The organism is Sphingomonas sp. CCH10-B3 (assembly GCF_001556185.1).
In the GTDB taxonomy this organism is placed as follows: domain Bacteria; phylum Pseudomonadota; class Alphaproteobacteria; order Sphingomonadales; family Sphingomonadaceae; genus Sphingomonas; species Sphingomonas aquatica.
Genome location: NZ_LSIJ01000003.1, coordinates 43,860 through 57,647, shown reverse-complemented (window position 1 = coordinate 57,647; position 13,788 = coordinate 43,860). Strand labels below are relative to the sequence as shown.

The window sequence follows — 13,788 nt, the reverse complement described above, 5'->3', positions numbered from 1 at the left end:
AGCGACTTCCCCCATTCTGGAAAGCCGTTATGAACAGGCGATTAGCCGGCGTGCGGGGGGCTTCAGGGGCATGGTCGCGATCGTATCGACAGTGGCGTATCTCGGGCTCGAGGCGCGTGCGGTCGACGTGCAGGTGCAACTCGCTCCCGGTGTGCCGGCGTTCAACGTGGTCGGCCTGGCCGACAAGGCCGTCGCCGAAAGCCGCGAGCGAGTGCGGGCGTCGATCGCGGCGCTCGGCCTCGCGCTGCCGCCCAAGCGGATCACCGTCAATCTCTCGCCCGCCGACTTGCCCAAGGAAGGGTCGCATTATGACCTGCCGATCGCGGTCGGGCTGCTTGCGGCGATGGGCGTGGTCGATGCCGAGACGCTCGCGGACTATGTGATCGTTGGCGAGCTCGGGCTCGACGCCCGGATCGCGCCGTCGCCGGGGGTGCTGCTGGCGGCGCTGCATGCATCGGAACATGGCAAGGGGCTGGTATGTCCCGCCGCGCAAGGATCCGAAGCGGCGTGGGCAGGGGCGATCGGAGTCATCGCCGCCCCGGACCTGCTAAGCCTGCTCAATCACTTCAAGGGCCATGGCCTGCTCGCGACGCCCGCGCCGGGCGAAGCCGACCCGCCGGGCCACGGCCCCGATCTGAAGCAGGTGAAGGGCCAGGAAACCGCCAAGCGCGCTCTCGAAATCGCGGCGGCGGGCGGGCATAATCTGCTGATGGTGGGGCCGCCGGGCTCGGGCAAGTCGCTGCTCGCCTCGTGCCTTCCGGGCATTTTGCCGCCGCTCGATTCGGCCGAGGCGCTGGAGGTGTCGATGGTCGCCAGCGTCGCGGGCACGCTCCAGAACGGGCGACTGACGCGGACCCGGCCGTTCCGCAGCCCCCATCATTCAGCGTCGATGGCAGCGCTCACCGGCGGCGGGCTGAAGGTCAAGCCGGGCGAAGTCAGCCTCGCGCATCTCGGCGTGCTGTTCCTTGACGAGCTGCCCGAATTCCAGCGCGCGGTGCTCGATTCGCTCCGCCAGCCGCTCGAGACCGGCACCGTCAGCGTCGCGCGCGCCAACGCGCATGTGACCTTTCCGGCGCGTGTCCAGCTGGTCGCGGCGATGAACCCGTGCCGCTGCGGGCATCTCGGCGACGCAGCGCTGGCGTGCTCGCGTGCTCCGCGCTGTGCCGCGGATTATCAGGCGAAAGTGTCGGGGCCGCTGCTCGACCGCATCGATCTGCATGTCGAGGTCGCGGCGGTGAGCGCCGCCGACCTCATCCTGCCGCCGCCAGCCGAAGGATCGGCCGAAGTTGCGGCGCGCGTCGCGGTGGCGCGGGCAATCCAGCGCGACCGCTATGACGGTCATGCCGCGCGGACCAATGCCGAGGCCGACGGGCCGCTGCTCGACGATCACGCGACGCCCGACGAACCGGGCCGCAAGCTGCTCGCCCAAGCGGCGGAAGCAATGCGGCTGTCGGCGCGCGGCTATACCCGAATTTTACGCGTCGCGCGCACGATCGCGGATTTGGCGGGCAGTGACGCGGTCGGTCGCATTCATATCGCCGAGGCATTGAGTTACCGGCGGCAGGCGCCGCGCAACTGAAGGGGGAAATCGATGGAATGGATGATCTTGCCGCTCAAGCGCTACGCCGATTTTCAAGGCCGGTCGCGGCGATTGGAATATTGGATGTTCACGCTGGGGGGTACCATACTCGCCCTGTTGCTCGTGGTTCCATTCTTCGTCTTTACCGATTTCGGCGGAAACCGGGGCGGCGATCCTGGCGCAGGGTCAATCATCTTTCTTGCGGTCCTGTCTGCCTTCTATCTCTCCATTATCATTCCCTCGCTTGCCGTTCAGGTGCGGCGCTTTCATGATCAGGACAAGAGCGGCTGGTTCATCCTGCTCGGCTTCATTCCCTACATCGGGGGTTTGATCTTGCTCGTGTTCATGTGCCTCGAAGGCACACACGGCCCCAACCGCTTCGGCCCCGATCCGAAGCGGCCCGATGAAGACCTCGACACCGTGTTCCGCTGACCCTTGTGTCCGGGCGGGCGCCGGGTTAAGCGCGCGGTCGGACGTGCGGGCGTGGTGAAACTGGTAGACGCGCCGGACTCAAAATCCGGTTCCGCAAGGAGTGTCGGTTCGAGCCCGACCGCCCGCACCATTTCCTGACCGGTCCTCGGCAACCTCAACGGCAGCTTGCTTGGCCACCGACGCTATTTCAGGTCGATGCTCAGGCCGGCGACGACCAGTTTCACGCGCGTTGCGGCTTCGGCGACGGCTTGATTGAGCCGACCGGCTTCGTCCCGAAAGGCGCGGCCGAGCGGCGTTTCCGGAACGATGCCCATGCCGACTTCATTCGACACCAGGATCATGGGGACGGGCGGATCGCGGACGAGGGCAACCAGCTCATCGCGCGCCGATGCCACGTCATGCTCGCCCAGCATCAGATTCGACAGCCACAGCGTCAGGCAATCGACCAGCAGCGTGCCCGCGGTCGTGCGGCGGATCGCGGCGGCAAGGTCGATCGGCGCCTCGATCGTGAGCCAGCGCGGGCCGCGATCGCCCCGGTGCCGCGCAATGCGATCGGCCATTTCATCATCGAAGGCCTGGGCGGTGGCGATATAGGTAAGCGGATCGGCGCCGCGCTCGGCTTCCGCCTGCGCGAGCCTGCTTTTGCCCGAGCGGGCGCCGCCGATGAAAAGGAGGGAACCGTGCATCGGCTTGCCCTAACTCACCTCTGCGCCTAATGCGACCGGGCGACAGGTTCCCAGCAATGGGATCAAAAGGGAACCCGGAAGCCTGATCGAGCGATCAGGTAGCCCGGGGCTGCCCCCGCAACTGTGACCAGTGAGGTTCGTCCCTCGCGTGCCACTGAGCTGTTTGGAGCTTGGGAAGGCCGGACGATCCGATGATCTGGGAGCCAGGAGACCTGCCCGTCGCAGTCTGTCCTTCGCGCGGACGGGGTGTGCCGGGCGATCGGGGATTTTCCTCGCGTGACGACATTGTCGGGGTGCGCTGCTGCGTGCCCGCTGTTGAAACGCGAGGAGGATCATGAATCGTCTTACATTGCTGAGTTTGTCGCCGCTCTTCGCTGCGACTGCGCCCGCCTGGGCGCAAACCGCGACGCCTGCGCAATCGGTTGCGGGCCTTCAGGATGCCACGACGCGCGAATCGGTGGTGGTGACGGCCAACCGGACCGCCCAGCCGCTCGACCGGATCGGCCAGTCAGTAACCGTGATCGATCGCGAGGAGATCCGGCGTCGCCAGTCGAGCGTCGTGGCCGACCTGCTCCGCCAGACGCCGGGCGTGACGATCAGCCGCAACGGCGGCGTCGGCACCAATACATCGGTCAATATCCGGGGCGCCGAAACCGACCAGACGGTCGCGCTGATCGACGGGATCAAGCTCAACGATCCGTCCTCCCCCGGCGGCGGGTTCAACTTCGGGCCACTGCTGATCGGCAACATCGACCGCGTAGAAGTCGTGCGCGGGGCGCAATCGGTGCTGTGGGGCAGCCAAGCGATCGGCGGGGTGGTCAATCTGATTACGCGCCAGCCGACCGCTACCCTCAAGCTCAACGGTCGGGCCGAGGGTGGTTCCTTTGCAACCGGTCAGGCTTTTGCCAATGCTTCGGGGAAAGCGGGGCCGCTCGCGCTCAGCGTCGGGGGCGGATGGTTTGAGTCAGAAGGCATTTCGGCGGCGGCAAGCGGGCGCGAAGCCGATGGCTATCGCAACTATGCCGCCAACGGCAGCGCAACGCTGACCCTGACGCGCGACGTGTCGGTCGATCTGCGCGGCTTCTACGCCGACAGCCGGACTGACATCGATGGCTTTGTCGGCTCGGCGCTGGGCGATACGCCCGAATACAGCCTGACCCGTCAGGCGCTTGGCTATGCTGGCCTCAACGTGACGCTGTTCGACGGCAAGTTCCGCAACCGTCTTGGCTATGCGCTGACCGATACCCGGCGACGCAACGAAAATCCCGCGCTGGCCAGCCCGGAGACCTTTCGCGGCGTCGGCCGCAATGCGCGGATCGAGTATCAGGGTGTGGTCGACGTTGGACCGATGAGCGCGACGTTTGGCGTCGAGCATGAAGTCAGTCGCTTCACTTCGTCGAGCAACGGTGGCGCCGCCGTCCGGGGCCGGACGCAGATCGACAGCATCTATGGGCAAATCCTGCTGACGCCGATGACCGGCCTGACGCTGACCGGTGGCGTTCGTTATGACGACCATAACCTGTTCGGCGGGGTGACGACGGCATCGGCGAGCGGCGTGTGGTCACCGAACGCAGGTGCAACGACGCTGCGCGCGAGCTATTCCGAAGGCTTCAAGGCGCCGACGCTGTTTCAACTGCAAAGCGAATTCGGCAACGCCTTGCTGCGTCCCGAACGATCGCGCGGATTGGATGTCGGCATTACCCAGCGCTTGCTGGCCGGCGCGATCACCGCGGAGGCAACATGGTTTCGCAGGGATTCGCGCGACCTGATTGTTTTTGTGTCGTGTCCGCGGCCGCTGACCGGCATCTGTGTGGGGCGACCGAGTGGCACTTACGACAATATCACGCGCGCCACTGCCGAAGGCCTCGAAGCTGGGCTGACGCTGCGGCCGAGTGCCGCGCTGCGGGTCACCGCGAGCTACACTTATCTGCGGGCGATCAACGAGACGCCCGGCGCGAGCTTCGGCGCGCGGCTGGCGCGGCGGCCGTCGCAAAGCCTCACGCTGTTGGCGGACTATCGCTGGAAGTTCGGGCTCGAGACCGGCGCGACGGTCACGCAGATCGGGTCCAGCTTCGACAATGCGAGCAACACGCGTCGGCTTGCGGGCTACACTCTGGTCGATTTGCGGGCGAGCATCCCGCTGAACCGGCAGATTGCGCTTTATGGACGCATCGAGAATCTGTTCGATGAACGTTACGAGACGATCTTCCAATATGCGCAGCCGGGTCGCGCCGCTTATGGCGGGGTGCGTGTGGGCTTTTGATCGATCTGGCACCCTTTTGTGAACACGGCGGGCGGCTGGCGGTGGCTCGTGCGCGGTTCGGTGATGGCGACTGGATCGACTTGTCGACCGGCATCGCGCCCTGGCCCTATCCTGCACCTGCCTCGGCGCTGGATCGTCTTCCCGAACCCGGCGCGCTCGCGGCGCTGGAGGCTGCCGCGCGCGCAGCCTTCGGCGTCCCGACAGCGCGTGAGGTTGTTGCTGTGCCCGGCACCGATATGGCGCTGCGCTTGCTGGGAATGCTGCTGCCCGCGCGGTCGCCGGCCCGGCTCGTTCCCGGCTATGCCGGCCACCGCTTCGCCTGGCCCGATGCGGTGGCGTGGACGTGCGGCGGGGAGCACGACCTGCTCATCCTGGCCAATCCCAACAACCCGGACGGACGCTGTTTTGACCGTGGCGAATTGCTTGATCTCGCCAGCCGGATGACGCTGGTCGTCGACGAAGCCTATGCCGATATCGATCCGCAGCGGTCAGTCGCCGATGTCGCGCTCGACCAACTGGTGGTGCTGCGCTCGTTCGGGAAGTTCTTCGGATTGCCGGGGTTGCGGCTGGGGTTCGTCATCGCGGCCCCGCGCATCGCAGGGCACCTGCGCGCACTGCTCGGCGATTGGCCGATTTCGGCCCCGGCATTGGCGACCGGTCGTCTGGCCTATGCCGACGATGCGTGGGGCGCGGCGCAGCGCAGGCGCCTTGCCGATATGGGCGAGAAGCTCGATAGCGTAATGGTTGCTGCGGCTGTCGCAGTGGTTGGAAGCACGCCGTTTTTTCGCTTGATCGAGGTGGCAGACGCGCATGACTTGTTCCGCCGCCTTGCCAGCCAGCGCATTCTTGCCCGACCTTTCGCCGAGACCCCGAGCCGACTGCGCATCGGCTTGCCTGCCGACGATGCCCAGCTCGCGCGTTTGGCTGACGTTATGAAGGACCACCCATGACCGAGTCTGAAGAAGCCTTTGCCCGCCACAATGCGCGAATGAAGCGAGTCGCTGCGGCACGAGCCCGGATGCAGGAACGGCGCACGCTCGAGCGTGGGCTGCTGATCGTCCACACCGGCAACGGCAAGGGCAAGTCGACCGCCGCATTCGGCATGGCGATGCGCAGCCTCGGCTGGGGCATGAAGGTTGCGATCGTCCAATATGTGAAGGGCAAGTGGGAGACGGGCGAGCGCAATTTCTTCGAGGCCAATCCAGAGCTTCTGACCTATGAGGTGATGGGCGAGGGGTTCACCTGGGACACGCAGGATCGCGCGCTCGACATCCGCGCGGCGCGGGCCGCGTGGGAGCGATCCAAGGCGCTGATCCTTGATCCGGCCTATGAGCTGGTCATCCTCGACGAGCTCAACATCGTGCTGCGCGACGATACGCTGCCGTTCGACGAAGTGCTCGCATTCCTGAAAGAACGGCCGCTGACCAAGCATATCTGCATCACCGGGCGTGGCGCGCGCCCCGCGCTGACCGATATTGCCGATCTGGTGACCGAGTTCGCCGAAGTGAAGCATCCGTACAAGGCCGGATTCAAGGCGCAGCGCGGGATCGAGTTTTGAGGCGTCTGGTCGCCTCTCTGCTGGCGCTTGCCGCGACCACGAGCTGCGCACCGGCGGCGGCGCCCGACAGCCCGTCGGCCCTGCGCGTTGCGTCGATCAATCCCTGTGTCGATGCCATGCTGCGGCACCTTGCCGATCCGCAACAGATTGCGGCGATTAGCCACTATTCGCAGGACCCGGACGCAACCTCGGTGCCGCTCGGCTGGGCGCGACGCTTTCGCGCCACTTCTGGCACCGCCGAAGAGATTGTCGCGCTGCGTCCCACGGTCGTCCTGAGCGGCGCGCATGTCCAGCCTGCAACCGTGGCCGCGCTGCGGCGGGTGGGCATCAAGCTGGTCGAATATCCCGTTCCGGCGACGGTGGCGGAGAGCATCGCGCAGATCCGCGACATCGGCCGTCGGCTGGGCCATCCGGCGCGCGGCGACGCGCTGGCGCGGGCCGTGGAAATCGCCGCGACCCCGACCGCGGCTGAGCCGGTCGCCGCGTTGATCTGGCAAACCGGTGGCCTGACGCCAGGAACGGGCACGTTGCCGGACGACCTGCTTTCGCGCGCAGGCTTTGCCAATGCGAGTGCGGGTTACGGCCTGAAGCGCTGGGACGTGCTGGGGCTGGAACCGCTGGTCGCCCGGCCGCCCCGCATCCTGTTCTCGCCAGCCGCAGCCGAGCTCGGCACGGACCGGCTGACCCAACACCCGGCGATCCGGCGGCTGGGTACACATATTCGCATTTCACCCTATCCCGAGCGGCTGATGCACTGCGGCGGGCCGACCATTATCGAGGCGATGGCGCGGCTGAAGGATGTCCGGCGGGGGCTCGCGCTATGACGCGCCTGTCGATCTGGCTGGCACTGGGGTGCCTTGCCGCCGCGCTGCTGTCGGTTGCTGCAGGCAAGATATGGGTGCCGCTGGATGCCTGGGGCGGCGGCGATCCGCGGGCGATCATCATTGCCGAACTCCGCCTGCCGCGGACGGTGCTGGCGCTGGGGGTAGGTGCAGCGCTTGGCCTGACCGGCGCGGTGATGCAGGGCTATCTGCGCAATCCGCTCGCCGACCCGGGGCTGTTTGGCGTATCGTCGGGCGCAGCGCTGGGTGCGGTGCTCTCGCTCTATTTCGGCTATGCGGCGCAGGCGTGGCTGTTGCCGGGCTTTACGCTCGCGGGGGCCGCCGGCACGATGGCGGCGCTGGCATTGATCGCCGGGCGTTCCGGGAGTCTCATCCTGTTCACGCTCGCCGGGCTGATCCTGACGTCGATCGCCGGATCGGCGACCGCCTTGGCGATCAGCCTGGCCCCGACTCCTTTCGTCAGCGCGCAGATCGTAACCTGGCTGATGGGCGCGCTGACGGACCGCAGCTGGGATGATGTTCGCGTGGCGTTGCCGCTGATCGGGCTGGGCGTCGCGGTGCTGACGACAACGGCGCGGTCGCTCGATGCCCTGACACTCGGCGAGACGGCGGCGCGATCCTTGGGCGTCGATCCCCGCCGGTTGCAGCTGACGGTGATCCTGGGCACCGCGCTGACGGTTGGCGCGTCGGTGGCGGCAGCCGGGGTGATCGGCTTCGTCGGGCTGATCGTGCCGCATCTGGTGCGCCCGCTGGCTGGCGGCAAGCCGTCGGCGGTATTGCTGCCGTCGGCGCTCGGCGGTGCGCTGCTGCTGACGCTTGCCGACAGCCTGGTGCGGCTGGCGCCGACAGTCAGCGAACTGCGGCTCGGCATTGCGATGTCGATGCTCGGCGGGCCATTCTTCCTGTGGTTGCTCGTGTCGATGCGGCGACGGCTGGCATGAGCGAAGTCCTGCACACGCGCGCGCTGACGCTGCGGCTGGGCGGGCGCACCGTGCTCGACCGGGTGACGGCAGCGTGTCGGCCGGGGCGCGTGACCGCATTGCTCGGCCCGAACGGCGCCGGCAAGAGCAGCCTGCTTGCCTGTCTGGCCGGGCTCCGGACCGCGGATGCCGGAGCGGCCATGCTCGGCGATCGCGCCATTCTGGAGATCGAACGACGCGATCGCGCGCGGCGGATCGGCTTTCTGCCGCAGGCGAGCGACGTTCACTGGAACGTCGATGTGCAAAGCCTTGTTGCGCTCGGCCGCCTGCCTCACCGCGGACGCTGGGGAGAGACAGCCGCCGACCGCGCGGCGGTGGCGCAGGCCATGGCGGCAACCGAGGTCGCGCACCTCGCAGCGCGCGGCGTCGAGCAGCTCTCCGGCGGTGAGCGCGGCCGGGTGCTCATCGCGCGCGTTTTGGCGGGCGAGCCCGATTGGCTGCTCGCCGACGAGCCGCTCGCCAGTCTCGATCCCGCGCATCAGCTCGACGTGCTCGATCTCCTGCGCGCAGCGGCGTCGCGTGGCGCGGGCGTGATCGTGGTCCTACATGATCTTCACCTCGCGCACCGCGTCGCCGACGACGCCGTGCTGCTGAGCGAGGGCCGCGTGGTGGCGAGCGGCGCGGCCGAGGCCGTGCTGACGCCGGCGCTGCTCGGCGAGACTTATGGTGTCGCGGTGGAGACCGGCACGACTGCCTCGGGTCGCCGCTACATCCTGCCAGTTGCGCGGGCATGAATGGCGGCGCGCTGCTTCTTGCCGTGCTCGTGGTCGAGGCAGCGATCGGCTGGCCCCGGCGCTGGTGGCATCCGGTAATGGCCGCGGGCGCGGCCATAGCGGCGGGCGAGCGCTGGCTGAATTTCGGCGGATCGCTGCGGCGTCGAGCGCTGGGGCTCGCGCTGGTGGCTGTGCTCGCCACGCTGGCCGCCGCGACTGGCTGGGCGATTCAGGCTGTGGTCGGTCATGGCTGGGGGTGGGCGCTGGTGGTGCTGATCGCCACCACCGGGCTCGCGCAACGCAGCCTGCACGATCATGTTGCCGAAGTGCTCGAGCCACTCAGCCGCCACGATCTCGCCGCTGCCCGTCAGGCGGTTGCGATGATCGTCGGGCGCGACGTCGAGGCGCTGGATGCGCGCGGCGTCGCGACGGCAGCAGTCGAGAGTCTGGCCGAAAGCTTCGGCGACGGCGTCGTCGCGCCCGCTTTCTGGCTGCTGGTGGGCGGGTTGCCGGGGCTGTTCGTCTTCAAACTGGTAAGCACGGCCGATTCGATGATCGGGCATCGCACCGATCGGCTGGCAGCGTTCGGCTGGGCAGCGGCGCGCGCGGATGACGTGATGAATTGGGTCCCGGCGCGGCTGGCCGGGGTGCTGGTCTGCGCCGTCGGGGGCGGCTGGCGCGTGATGGTGCGCGACGCGCGCGCCCACGCCTCGCCGAATGCCGGCTGGCCCGAGGCGGCGATGGCGGGGGCGCTCGGGGTGCGGCTCGGCGGGCCGGTCAGCTATGATGGCGAGCCTTCGTTCAGGCCCGCGATGGGGGACGGCGCCGCGCCGACCGCTGCCGACCTCGCCCGGGGACTGGCGATTTACCGTCACGCCTGCCTGTTGCTCTGGCTGATTGCAGGAGGGTTCGCATGGCTGCTGTGATGCTGCAGGGAACCGGCTCCGACGTCGGCAAGTCGGTGCTGGTCGCGGGACTTTGCCGCCTGTTCGTCAATCGCGGCCTCAGCGTGCGCCCCTTCAAGCCGCAGAACATGTCGAACAATGCCGCCGCGACTGCCGATGGCGGCGAGATCGGCCGCGCCCAGGCACTTCAGGCGATTGCCGCGCGAGTTGCGCCATCGACCGACATGAACCCCGTGCTGCTGAAGCCGCAGTCGGATCGCACCGCGCAAGTGGTGCTGAACGGCCGCGTCCATATGACGCTGCGTGCAGGAGAATATCAGCTTCGCCGCGCCGAGCTGCTGGACGCTGTGCTCGCAAGCTATGCGCGGCTGAAGGCAGCGTGCGACCTTGTCGTCGTGGAAGGCGCGGGCAGTCCCGCCGAGATCAATCTGCGCGCCGGGGACATCGCCAATATGGGCTTTGCCCGCGCCGCCGGCGTGCCGGTGGTGCTGGTCGGCGACATCGACCGCGGCGGCGTGATCGCGGCGCTGGTGGGCACGCAGGCCGTGATCGACGGCGCCGATGCCGCGATGATCCGCGGGTTCCTGATCAACAAGTTTCGCGGCGACCCAAGGCTGTTCGACGATGGATACCAAGCGATCGCCGCGCGGACGGGGTGGCCCGGCCTGGGAGTCGTGCCGTGGCTGGCGGACGCCGCACTGCTGCCAGCCGAAGACGCCGTGGCGCTGGAGCGGGCAAGGGCGGGAAAGGCGTGTGCGGTGATTGCCGTGCCGATGCTGTCGCGGATTGCCAATTTCGACGATTTCGACGCGCTTGCGCAGGAACCGGACGTCGCGCTTCACATGGTGCCGCCCGGTCAGCCGCTGCCCGTCGCCGATCTGGTGATCCTGCCCGGCACCAAGGCGACGATCGCCGATCTCGCGTTTCTGCGCGCGCAGGGTTGGGACATCGATCTGCAAGCGCATGTTCGCCGGGGCGGGCGGGTTCTGGGAATATGCGGCGGATATCAGATGCTGGGAACACAAATCGCCGATCCGGACGGTGTCGAGGGACCGCCGGGTGTGGTCGCGGGCCTGGGCCTGCTCCCCGTCACGACGGTCATCGGTCGCGACAAGCGCGTGCGGCCGGTCGAAGGCCAGCTTGCAGCGGCGCCCGTCCGCTTCGCCGGTTATGAAATCCACGCGGGCGTGACCGAGGCGATGCCGGGCACGGCCCCGCTGCTCCGTTTCGACGACGGTCAGGACGACGGTGCGGTTGCCGCCGATGGCCGGATCGCCGGCGCCTATGTCCATGGGCTGTTTGATCGCGCCGAGATGCGTGCGCACTGGTTGGCGCTGCTCGGTTTGGCGTCGGATGGGCTCGACCGGCATGACGCCATCGACGCGGCGCTCGACCGGATCGCTGCGCAGATGGAGGCAGTGGTCGATGTCGACGCGCTCCTCGCCATTGCCCGGGAGGCCGCATGATCGACGAAGCCCAAGTCCGCGCGCATCTCGATGCGCTTGCCAAGCCGCAAGGAAGCCTGGGGCGGCTGGAGGATCTGGCGGTGCGGCTGGCGCTGACGCAGCAGCGGCTTGATCCCGCCACCCGGCCACGCCGAATTGTGCTGTTCGCTGGTGACCATGGCGTCGTCGCCGATGGCGTGTCGGCATGGCCCGCTGCCGTCACCGGCATGATGGTGGGCACGATCCTGACGGGCCGCGCAACCTCGAGCGCGCTGGCAGCGGCGCAGGACTGCCCGTTGCGGCTGGTCGATGTCGCGGTCGCGAGCGTTCCCCCGGCCGATCCGCCGCCCATTTATCGCGCGGCGCGGATTGCCAACGGAACCGCGAGCCTTGCCCGTGGAGATGCGATGACCGTCGAGCAGTTCGACGCTGCATGGGCCGTCGGGGAGCAGGAAGCAACGGACGCGCTGGGCGATGGCGTGCGCCTCTTGCTGGCCGGGGAAATGGGCATCGGCAACACCACGCCCGCCGCGTGCCTGACCGCGCTGCTCGTCGGAATCGATCCGGAAGCAGCGGTGGGGCGCGGCGCGGGGGCCGATGACGCTGCGATGATCGCCAAGCGCCGGATCGTGCGCGAGGCCGTGGCACGCGCGCGCCACATCACCGACCCGCGCACCGCCATCGCTGCGGTCGGCGGACTGGAGATCGCAGCAATGGCGGGCTTCTACGCAAGCGGCGCAGCGGGACGCGCGACGCTGCTGATCGATGGCTATGTGGCGACCGCAGCCGCGCTGGTCGCCGAGCGGCTCGCCCCCGGCACTCGCGACAGAATGGTGGCCGCGCACCGCTCCGCCGAGCCGGGGCATGGTGCGGCGCTCGCGGCGCTGGGGCTCGATCCGTTGCTCGACTGGGGCATGCGGCTGGGGGAGGGGACGGGCGCGCTGGTGGCGTTGCCGCTGCTCGATTCAGCCGCGGCGCTGCTTCGCGATGTGGCGACGCTGGCCGAGATCGGAGCGGGCAGTGCAGCGTGACGCGCCGTGGTGGGCGCCGCCGCTGCTGGCGGTTCAGTTCCTCACCCGGTTGCCCGTGCCCGCGCTCGACCGGTTGTCGGGCGAGCAGGCGCGCGACGGCTTGGCGCGTGCGACGGGGTGGCTGCCGCTAATCGGCGGGCTGATCGGCCTTGTCACCGCTGCCGTCTTTGGCGTCGCCGGGGCGGTCTGGCCGCCGCTTGTTGCTGCGCTGATTGCACTCGCGGTCGAGGCATGGCTGACGGGCGGCTTTCACGAAGACGCCGTGGCCGATTTCTGCGACGCTTTCGGTGGCGGGCGCACGGCGGAGGATGTGCGCCGGATCATGAAGGACAGCCGGATCGGTAGCTATGGCGCGCTCGGTCTTCTGCTGGCGCTCGGACTGCGCGTCGCGACGATGGCAACGCTGCCGACGGCGTTGGTCTGGCCCGCGATCATCGGCGCGGCGGCGTTCGGCAGGCTCTGGGCGGTTGCGGTAATGGCGATCGTCCCGCCGGCCCCGACGGGCGAAGGCCTTGCCAAGGACATCGGCCGCCCTCCGCGCGGCACCCTTGGCATCGCGGTGCTGACCGCCTTGCCCGGTGTCGCCTGGGTTACGCTCGTCGCGCCGCTGCGGGTGGCAGCAGCGCTGGCGGCAGCGGTGCTCTTCCTGATCTGGTTCGCGGCACTGCTGCGACGACGCATCGGCGGGAGCACTGGCGATTGCCTGGGATTTGCGGCCTATGCCGGTCAGCTCGCGTTGCTGCTTGCCTGCGCCGCCGCGTGGTGAGTCGGCGCTGTCTGATGCGCCATCCGCCGGTGGCGCTTGGCTGGGCGGGGCGCTGCTATGGCCGCTCGGACATGGGCTGGAGCCGGGAGGGCGCGGCGATGGCGCGCCGGCTCGTACCCGCACTTGCAGCCGAAGGGTTCGACCGCGTCATTCATTCGGGGCTGCACCGCACGCGGCGGCTTGCCGAAGCTGTCGCGCGCGCTTCCGGAGCATCGCTGTCGGCTGACCCGCGCTGGGCCGAGCGCGACTTTGGTGATTGGGAGGGGCGTCGCTGGGACGCGATCTGGCGCGAGACCGGCGATGCGATGGACGGAATGATCACCGATCCCGAACGCTTTCGCCCGGGCGGCGGCGAGACCACGGCCGAACTCGCCGCGCGCGCCTGGGCTGCGTGGCAGGATTTACCGAGCGATGGCAGCATTCTGGTGGTAGCGCATGGCGGGCCGATCGCGGTCGTTCGCATGCGCTTGGCCGGGCGTGATTATTCAGCGCTCGCGGGTTTCATCCCGCCGCCGGGTGAAATCGTAGAGCTTTAACGCCGTCGGCAGTGTTCGACGAAGCCGCTCGGGGATTCCAGAGCAGCGCACC

At 68.5% G+C, this 13,788-nt stretch carries 14 protein-coding genes, 1 tRNA gene and 1 riboswitch; of the genes, 14 read left to right on the top strand and 1 reads right to left on the bottom strand.

Going from position 1 to position 13,788, the window contains the following annotated elements; translation table 11 throughout:
• Positions 1 to 70: 70 nt before the first annotated feature.
• The 3 genes from AX672_RS01260 (at position 71) to AX672_RS01250 (ending at position 2,141) form a co-directional block, all read left to right on the top strand.
• The gene (locus tag AX672_RS01260; RefSeq protein WP_066647038.1) at positions 71 to 1,579 is read left to right on the top strand and encodes a YifB family Mg chelatase-like AAA ATPase; all 1,509 of its coding nucleotides are present in this window, start codon (positions 71 to 73) and stop codon (positions 1,577 to 1,579) included.
• A gap of 12 nt (positions 1,580 to 1,591) precedes the next feature.
• The gene (locus tag AX672_RS01255) at positions 1,592 to 2,011 is read left to right on the top strand and encodes a DUF805 domain-containing protein (protein WP_066647030.1); all 420 of its coding nucleotides are present in this window, start codon (positions 1,592 to 1,594) and stop codon (positions 2,009 to 2,011) included.
• 45 nt (positions 2,012 to 2,056) lie between these two features.
• Positions 2,057 to 2,141 (top strand) — tRNA-Leu (locus AX672_RS01250).
• A gap of 52 nt (positions 2,142 to 2,193) precedes the next feature.
• Here the strand turns inward: AX672_RS01250 and cobU are convergent.
• Positions 2,194 to 2,697, bottom strand: a complete 504-nt coding sequence (gene cobU / locus AX672_RS01245; protein WP_066647029.1) for a bifunctional adenosylcobinamide kinase/adenosylcobinamide-phosphate guanylyltransferase — start codon at positions 2,695 to 2,697, stop codon at positions 2,194 to 2,196.
• 27 nt (positions 2,698 to 2,724) lie between these two features.
• Positions 2,725 to 2,931: riboswitch (cobalamin riboswitch) on the top strand.
• Positions 2,932 to 3,031: 100 nt separating this feature from the next.
• On the opposite strand from cobU, the gene AX672_RS01240 reads away from it, so the two are divergent.
• The 11 genes from AX672_RS01240 to AX672_RS01190 are packed head-to-tail and all read left to right on the top strand — an operon-like array spanning position 3,032 to position 13,736.
• Positions 3,032 to 4,960: a TonB-dependent receptor plug domain-containing protein gene (locus AX672_RS01240; RefSeq protein WP_066647028.1), complete on the top strand. Its 1,929-nt coding sequence runs from the start codon at positions 3,032 to 3,034 to the stop codon at positions 4,958 to 4,960.
• Between the two features lie 41 nt (positions 4,961 to 5,001).
• Positions 5,002 to 5,910 carry an aminotransferase class I/II-fold pyridoxal phosphate-dependent enzyme gene (locus tag AX672_RS01235; RefSeq protein ID WP_231731111.1) on the top strand — a complete coding sequence of 303 codons (909 nt, stop codon included), beginning with the start codon at positions 5,002 to 5,004 and terminating at the stop codon, positions 5,908 to 5,910.
• Positions 5,907 to 6,518: a cob(I)yrinic acid a,c-diamide adenosyltransferase gene (cobO, locus tag AX672_RS01230; protein ID WP_066647022.1), complete on the top strand. Its 612-nt coding sequence runs from the start codon at positions 5,907 to 5,909 to the stop codon at positions 6,516 to 6,518. The genes AX672_RS01235 and cobO overlap by 4 nt, the downstream gene beginning before the upstream one ends.
• Positions 6,515 to 7,342: an ABC transporter substrate-binding protein gene (locus AX672_RS01225; RefSeq protein ID WP_066647021.1), complete on the top strand. Its 828-nt coding sequence runs from the start codon at positions 6,515 to 6,517 to the stop codon at positions 7,340 to 7,342. The genes cobO and AX672_RS01225 overlap by 4 nt, the downstream gene beginning before the upstream one ends.
• Entirely contained in the window at positions 7,339 to 8,301 is a 963-nt protein-coding gene (locus tag AX672_RS01220) for a FecCD family ABC transporter permease (protein WP_066647020.1), read from the top strand. Before AX672_RS01225 ends, AX672_RS01220 begins: the two co-directional genes overlap by 4 nt.
• Positions 8,298 to 9,074: an ABC transporter ATP-binding protein gene (locus AX672_RS01215; protein ID WP_066647223.1), complete on the top strand. Its 777-nt coding sequence runs from the start codon at positions 8,298 to 8,300 to the stop codon at positions 9,072 to 9,074. Before AX672_RS01220 ends, AX672_RS01215 begins: the two co-directional genes overlap by 4 nt.
• Entirely contained in the window at positions 9,071 to 9,979 is a 909-nt protein-coding gene (gene cbiB, locus AX672_RS01210) for an adenosylcobinamide-phosphate synthase CbiB (RefSeq protein WP_066647019.1), read from the top strand. Before AX672_RS01215 ends, cbiB begins: the two co-directional genes overlap by 4 nt.
• Positions 9,967 to 11,424 carry a cobyric acid synthase gene (locus AX672_RS01205; protein WP_066647010.1) on the top strand — a complete coding sequence of 486 codons (1,458 nt, stop codon included), beginning with the start codon at positions 9,967 to 9,969 and terminating at the stop codon, positions 11,422 to 11,424. The genes cbiB and AX672_RS01205 overlap by 13 nt, the downstream gene beginning before the upstream one ends.
• Positions 11,421 to 12,434, top strand: a complete 1,014-nt coding sequence (cobT, locus tag AX672_RS01200) for a nicotinate-nucleotide--dimethylbenzimidazole phosphoribosyltransferase (protein WP_066647008.1) — start codon at positions 11,421 to 11,423, stop codon at positions 12,432 to 12,434. Before AX672_RS01205 ends, cobT begins: the two co-directional genes overlap by 4 nt.
• Positions 12,424 to 13,200, top strand: coding sequence for an adenosylcobinamide-GDP ribazoletransferase (gene cobS, locus AX672_RS01195; protein WP_231731110.1), 777 nt, complete (start codon positions 12,424 to 12,426; stop codon positions 13,198 to 13,200). Before cobT ends, cobS begins: the two co-directional genes overlap by 11 nt.
• Before the next feature lie 14 nt (positions 13,201 to 13,214).
• On the top strand, positions 13,215 to 13,736 hold the full coding sequence (locus AX672_RS01190) for a histidine phosphatase family protein (protein ID WP_066646999.1): 522 nt from the start codon (positions 13,215 to 13,217) through the stop codon (positions 13,734 to 13,736).
• The last annotated feature ends 52 nt before the right edge of the window (positions 13,737 to 13,788 follow it).

Bases quoted from the DNA above. Each gene is read 5' to 3' on its own strand.
- AX672_RS01260 (WP_066647038.1), top strand. From the start codon at position 71: ATGGTCGCGATCGTATCGACAGTGGCGTATCTCGGGCTCGAGGCGCGT.
- AX672_RS01255 (WP_066647030.1), top strand. From the start codon at position 1,592: ATGGAATGGATGATCTTGCCGCTCAAGCGCTACGCCGATTTTCAAGGC.
- cobU (WP_066647029.1), bottom strand. From the start codon at position 2,697: ATGCACGGTTCCCTCCTTTTCATCGGCGGCGCCCGCTCGGGCAAAAGC.
- AX672_RS01240 (WP_066647028.1), top strand. From the start codon at position 3,032: ATGAATCGTCTTACATTGCTGAGTTTGTCGCCGCTCTTCGCTGCGACT.
- cobO (WP_066647022.1), top strand. From the start codon at position 5,907: ATGACCGAGTCTGAAGAAGCCTTTGCCCGCCACAATGCGCGAATGAAG.
- AX672_RS01220 (WP_066647020.1), top strand. From the start codon at position 7,339: ATGACGCGCCTGTCGATCTGGCTGGCACTGGGGTGCCTTGCCGCCGCG.
- AX672_RS01215 (WP_066647223.1), top strand. From the start codon at position 8,298: ATGAGCGAAGTCCTGCACACGCGCGCGCTGACGCTGCGGCTGGGCGGG.
- cbiB (WP_066647019.1), top strand. From the start codon at position 9,071: ATGAATGGCGGCGCGCTGCTTCTTGCCGTGCTCGTGGTCGAGGCAGCG.
- AX672_RS01205 (WP_066647010.1), top strand. From the start codon at position 9,967: ATGGCTGCTGTGATGCTGCAGGGAACCGGCTCCGACGTCGGCAAGTCG.
- cobT (WP_066647008.1), top strand. From the start codon at position 11,421: ATGATCGACGAAGCCCAAGTCCGCGCGCATCTCGATGCGCTTGCCAAG.
- AX672_RS01190 (WP_066646999.1), top strand. From the start codon at position 13,215: ATGCGCCATCCGCCGGTGGCGCTTGGCTGGGCGGGGCGCTGCTATGGC.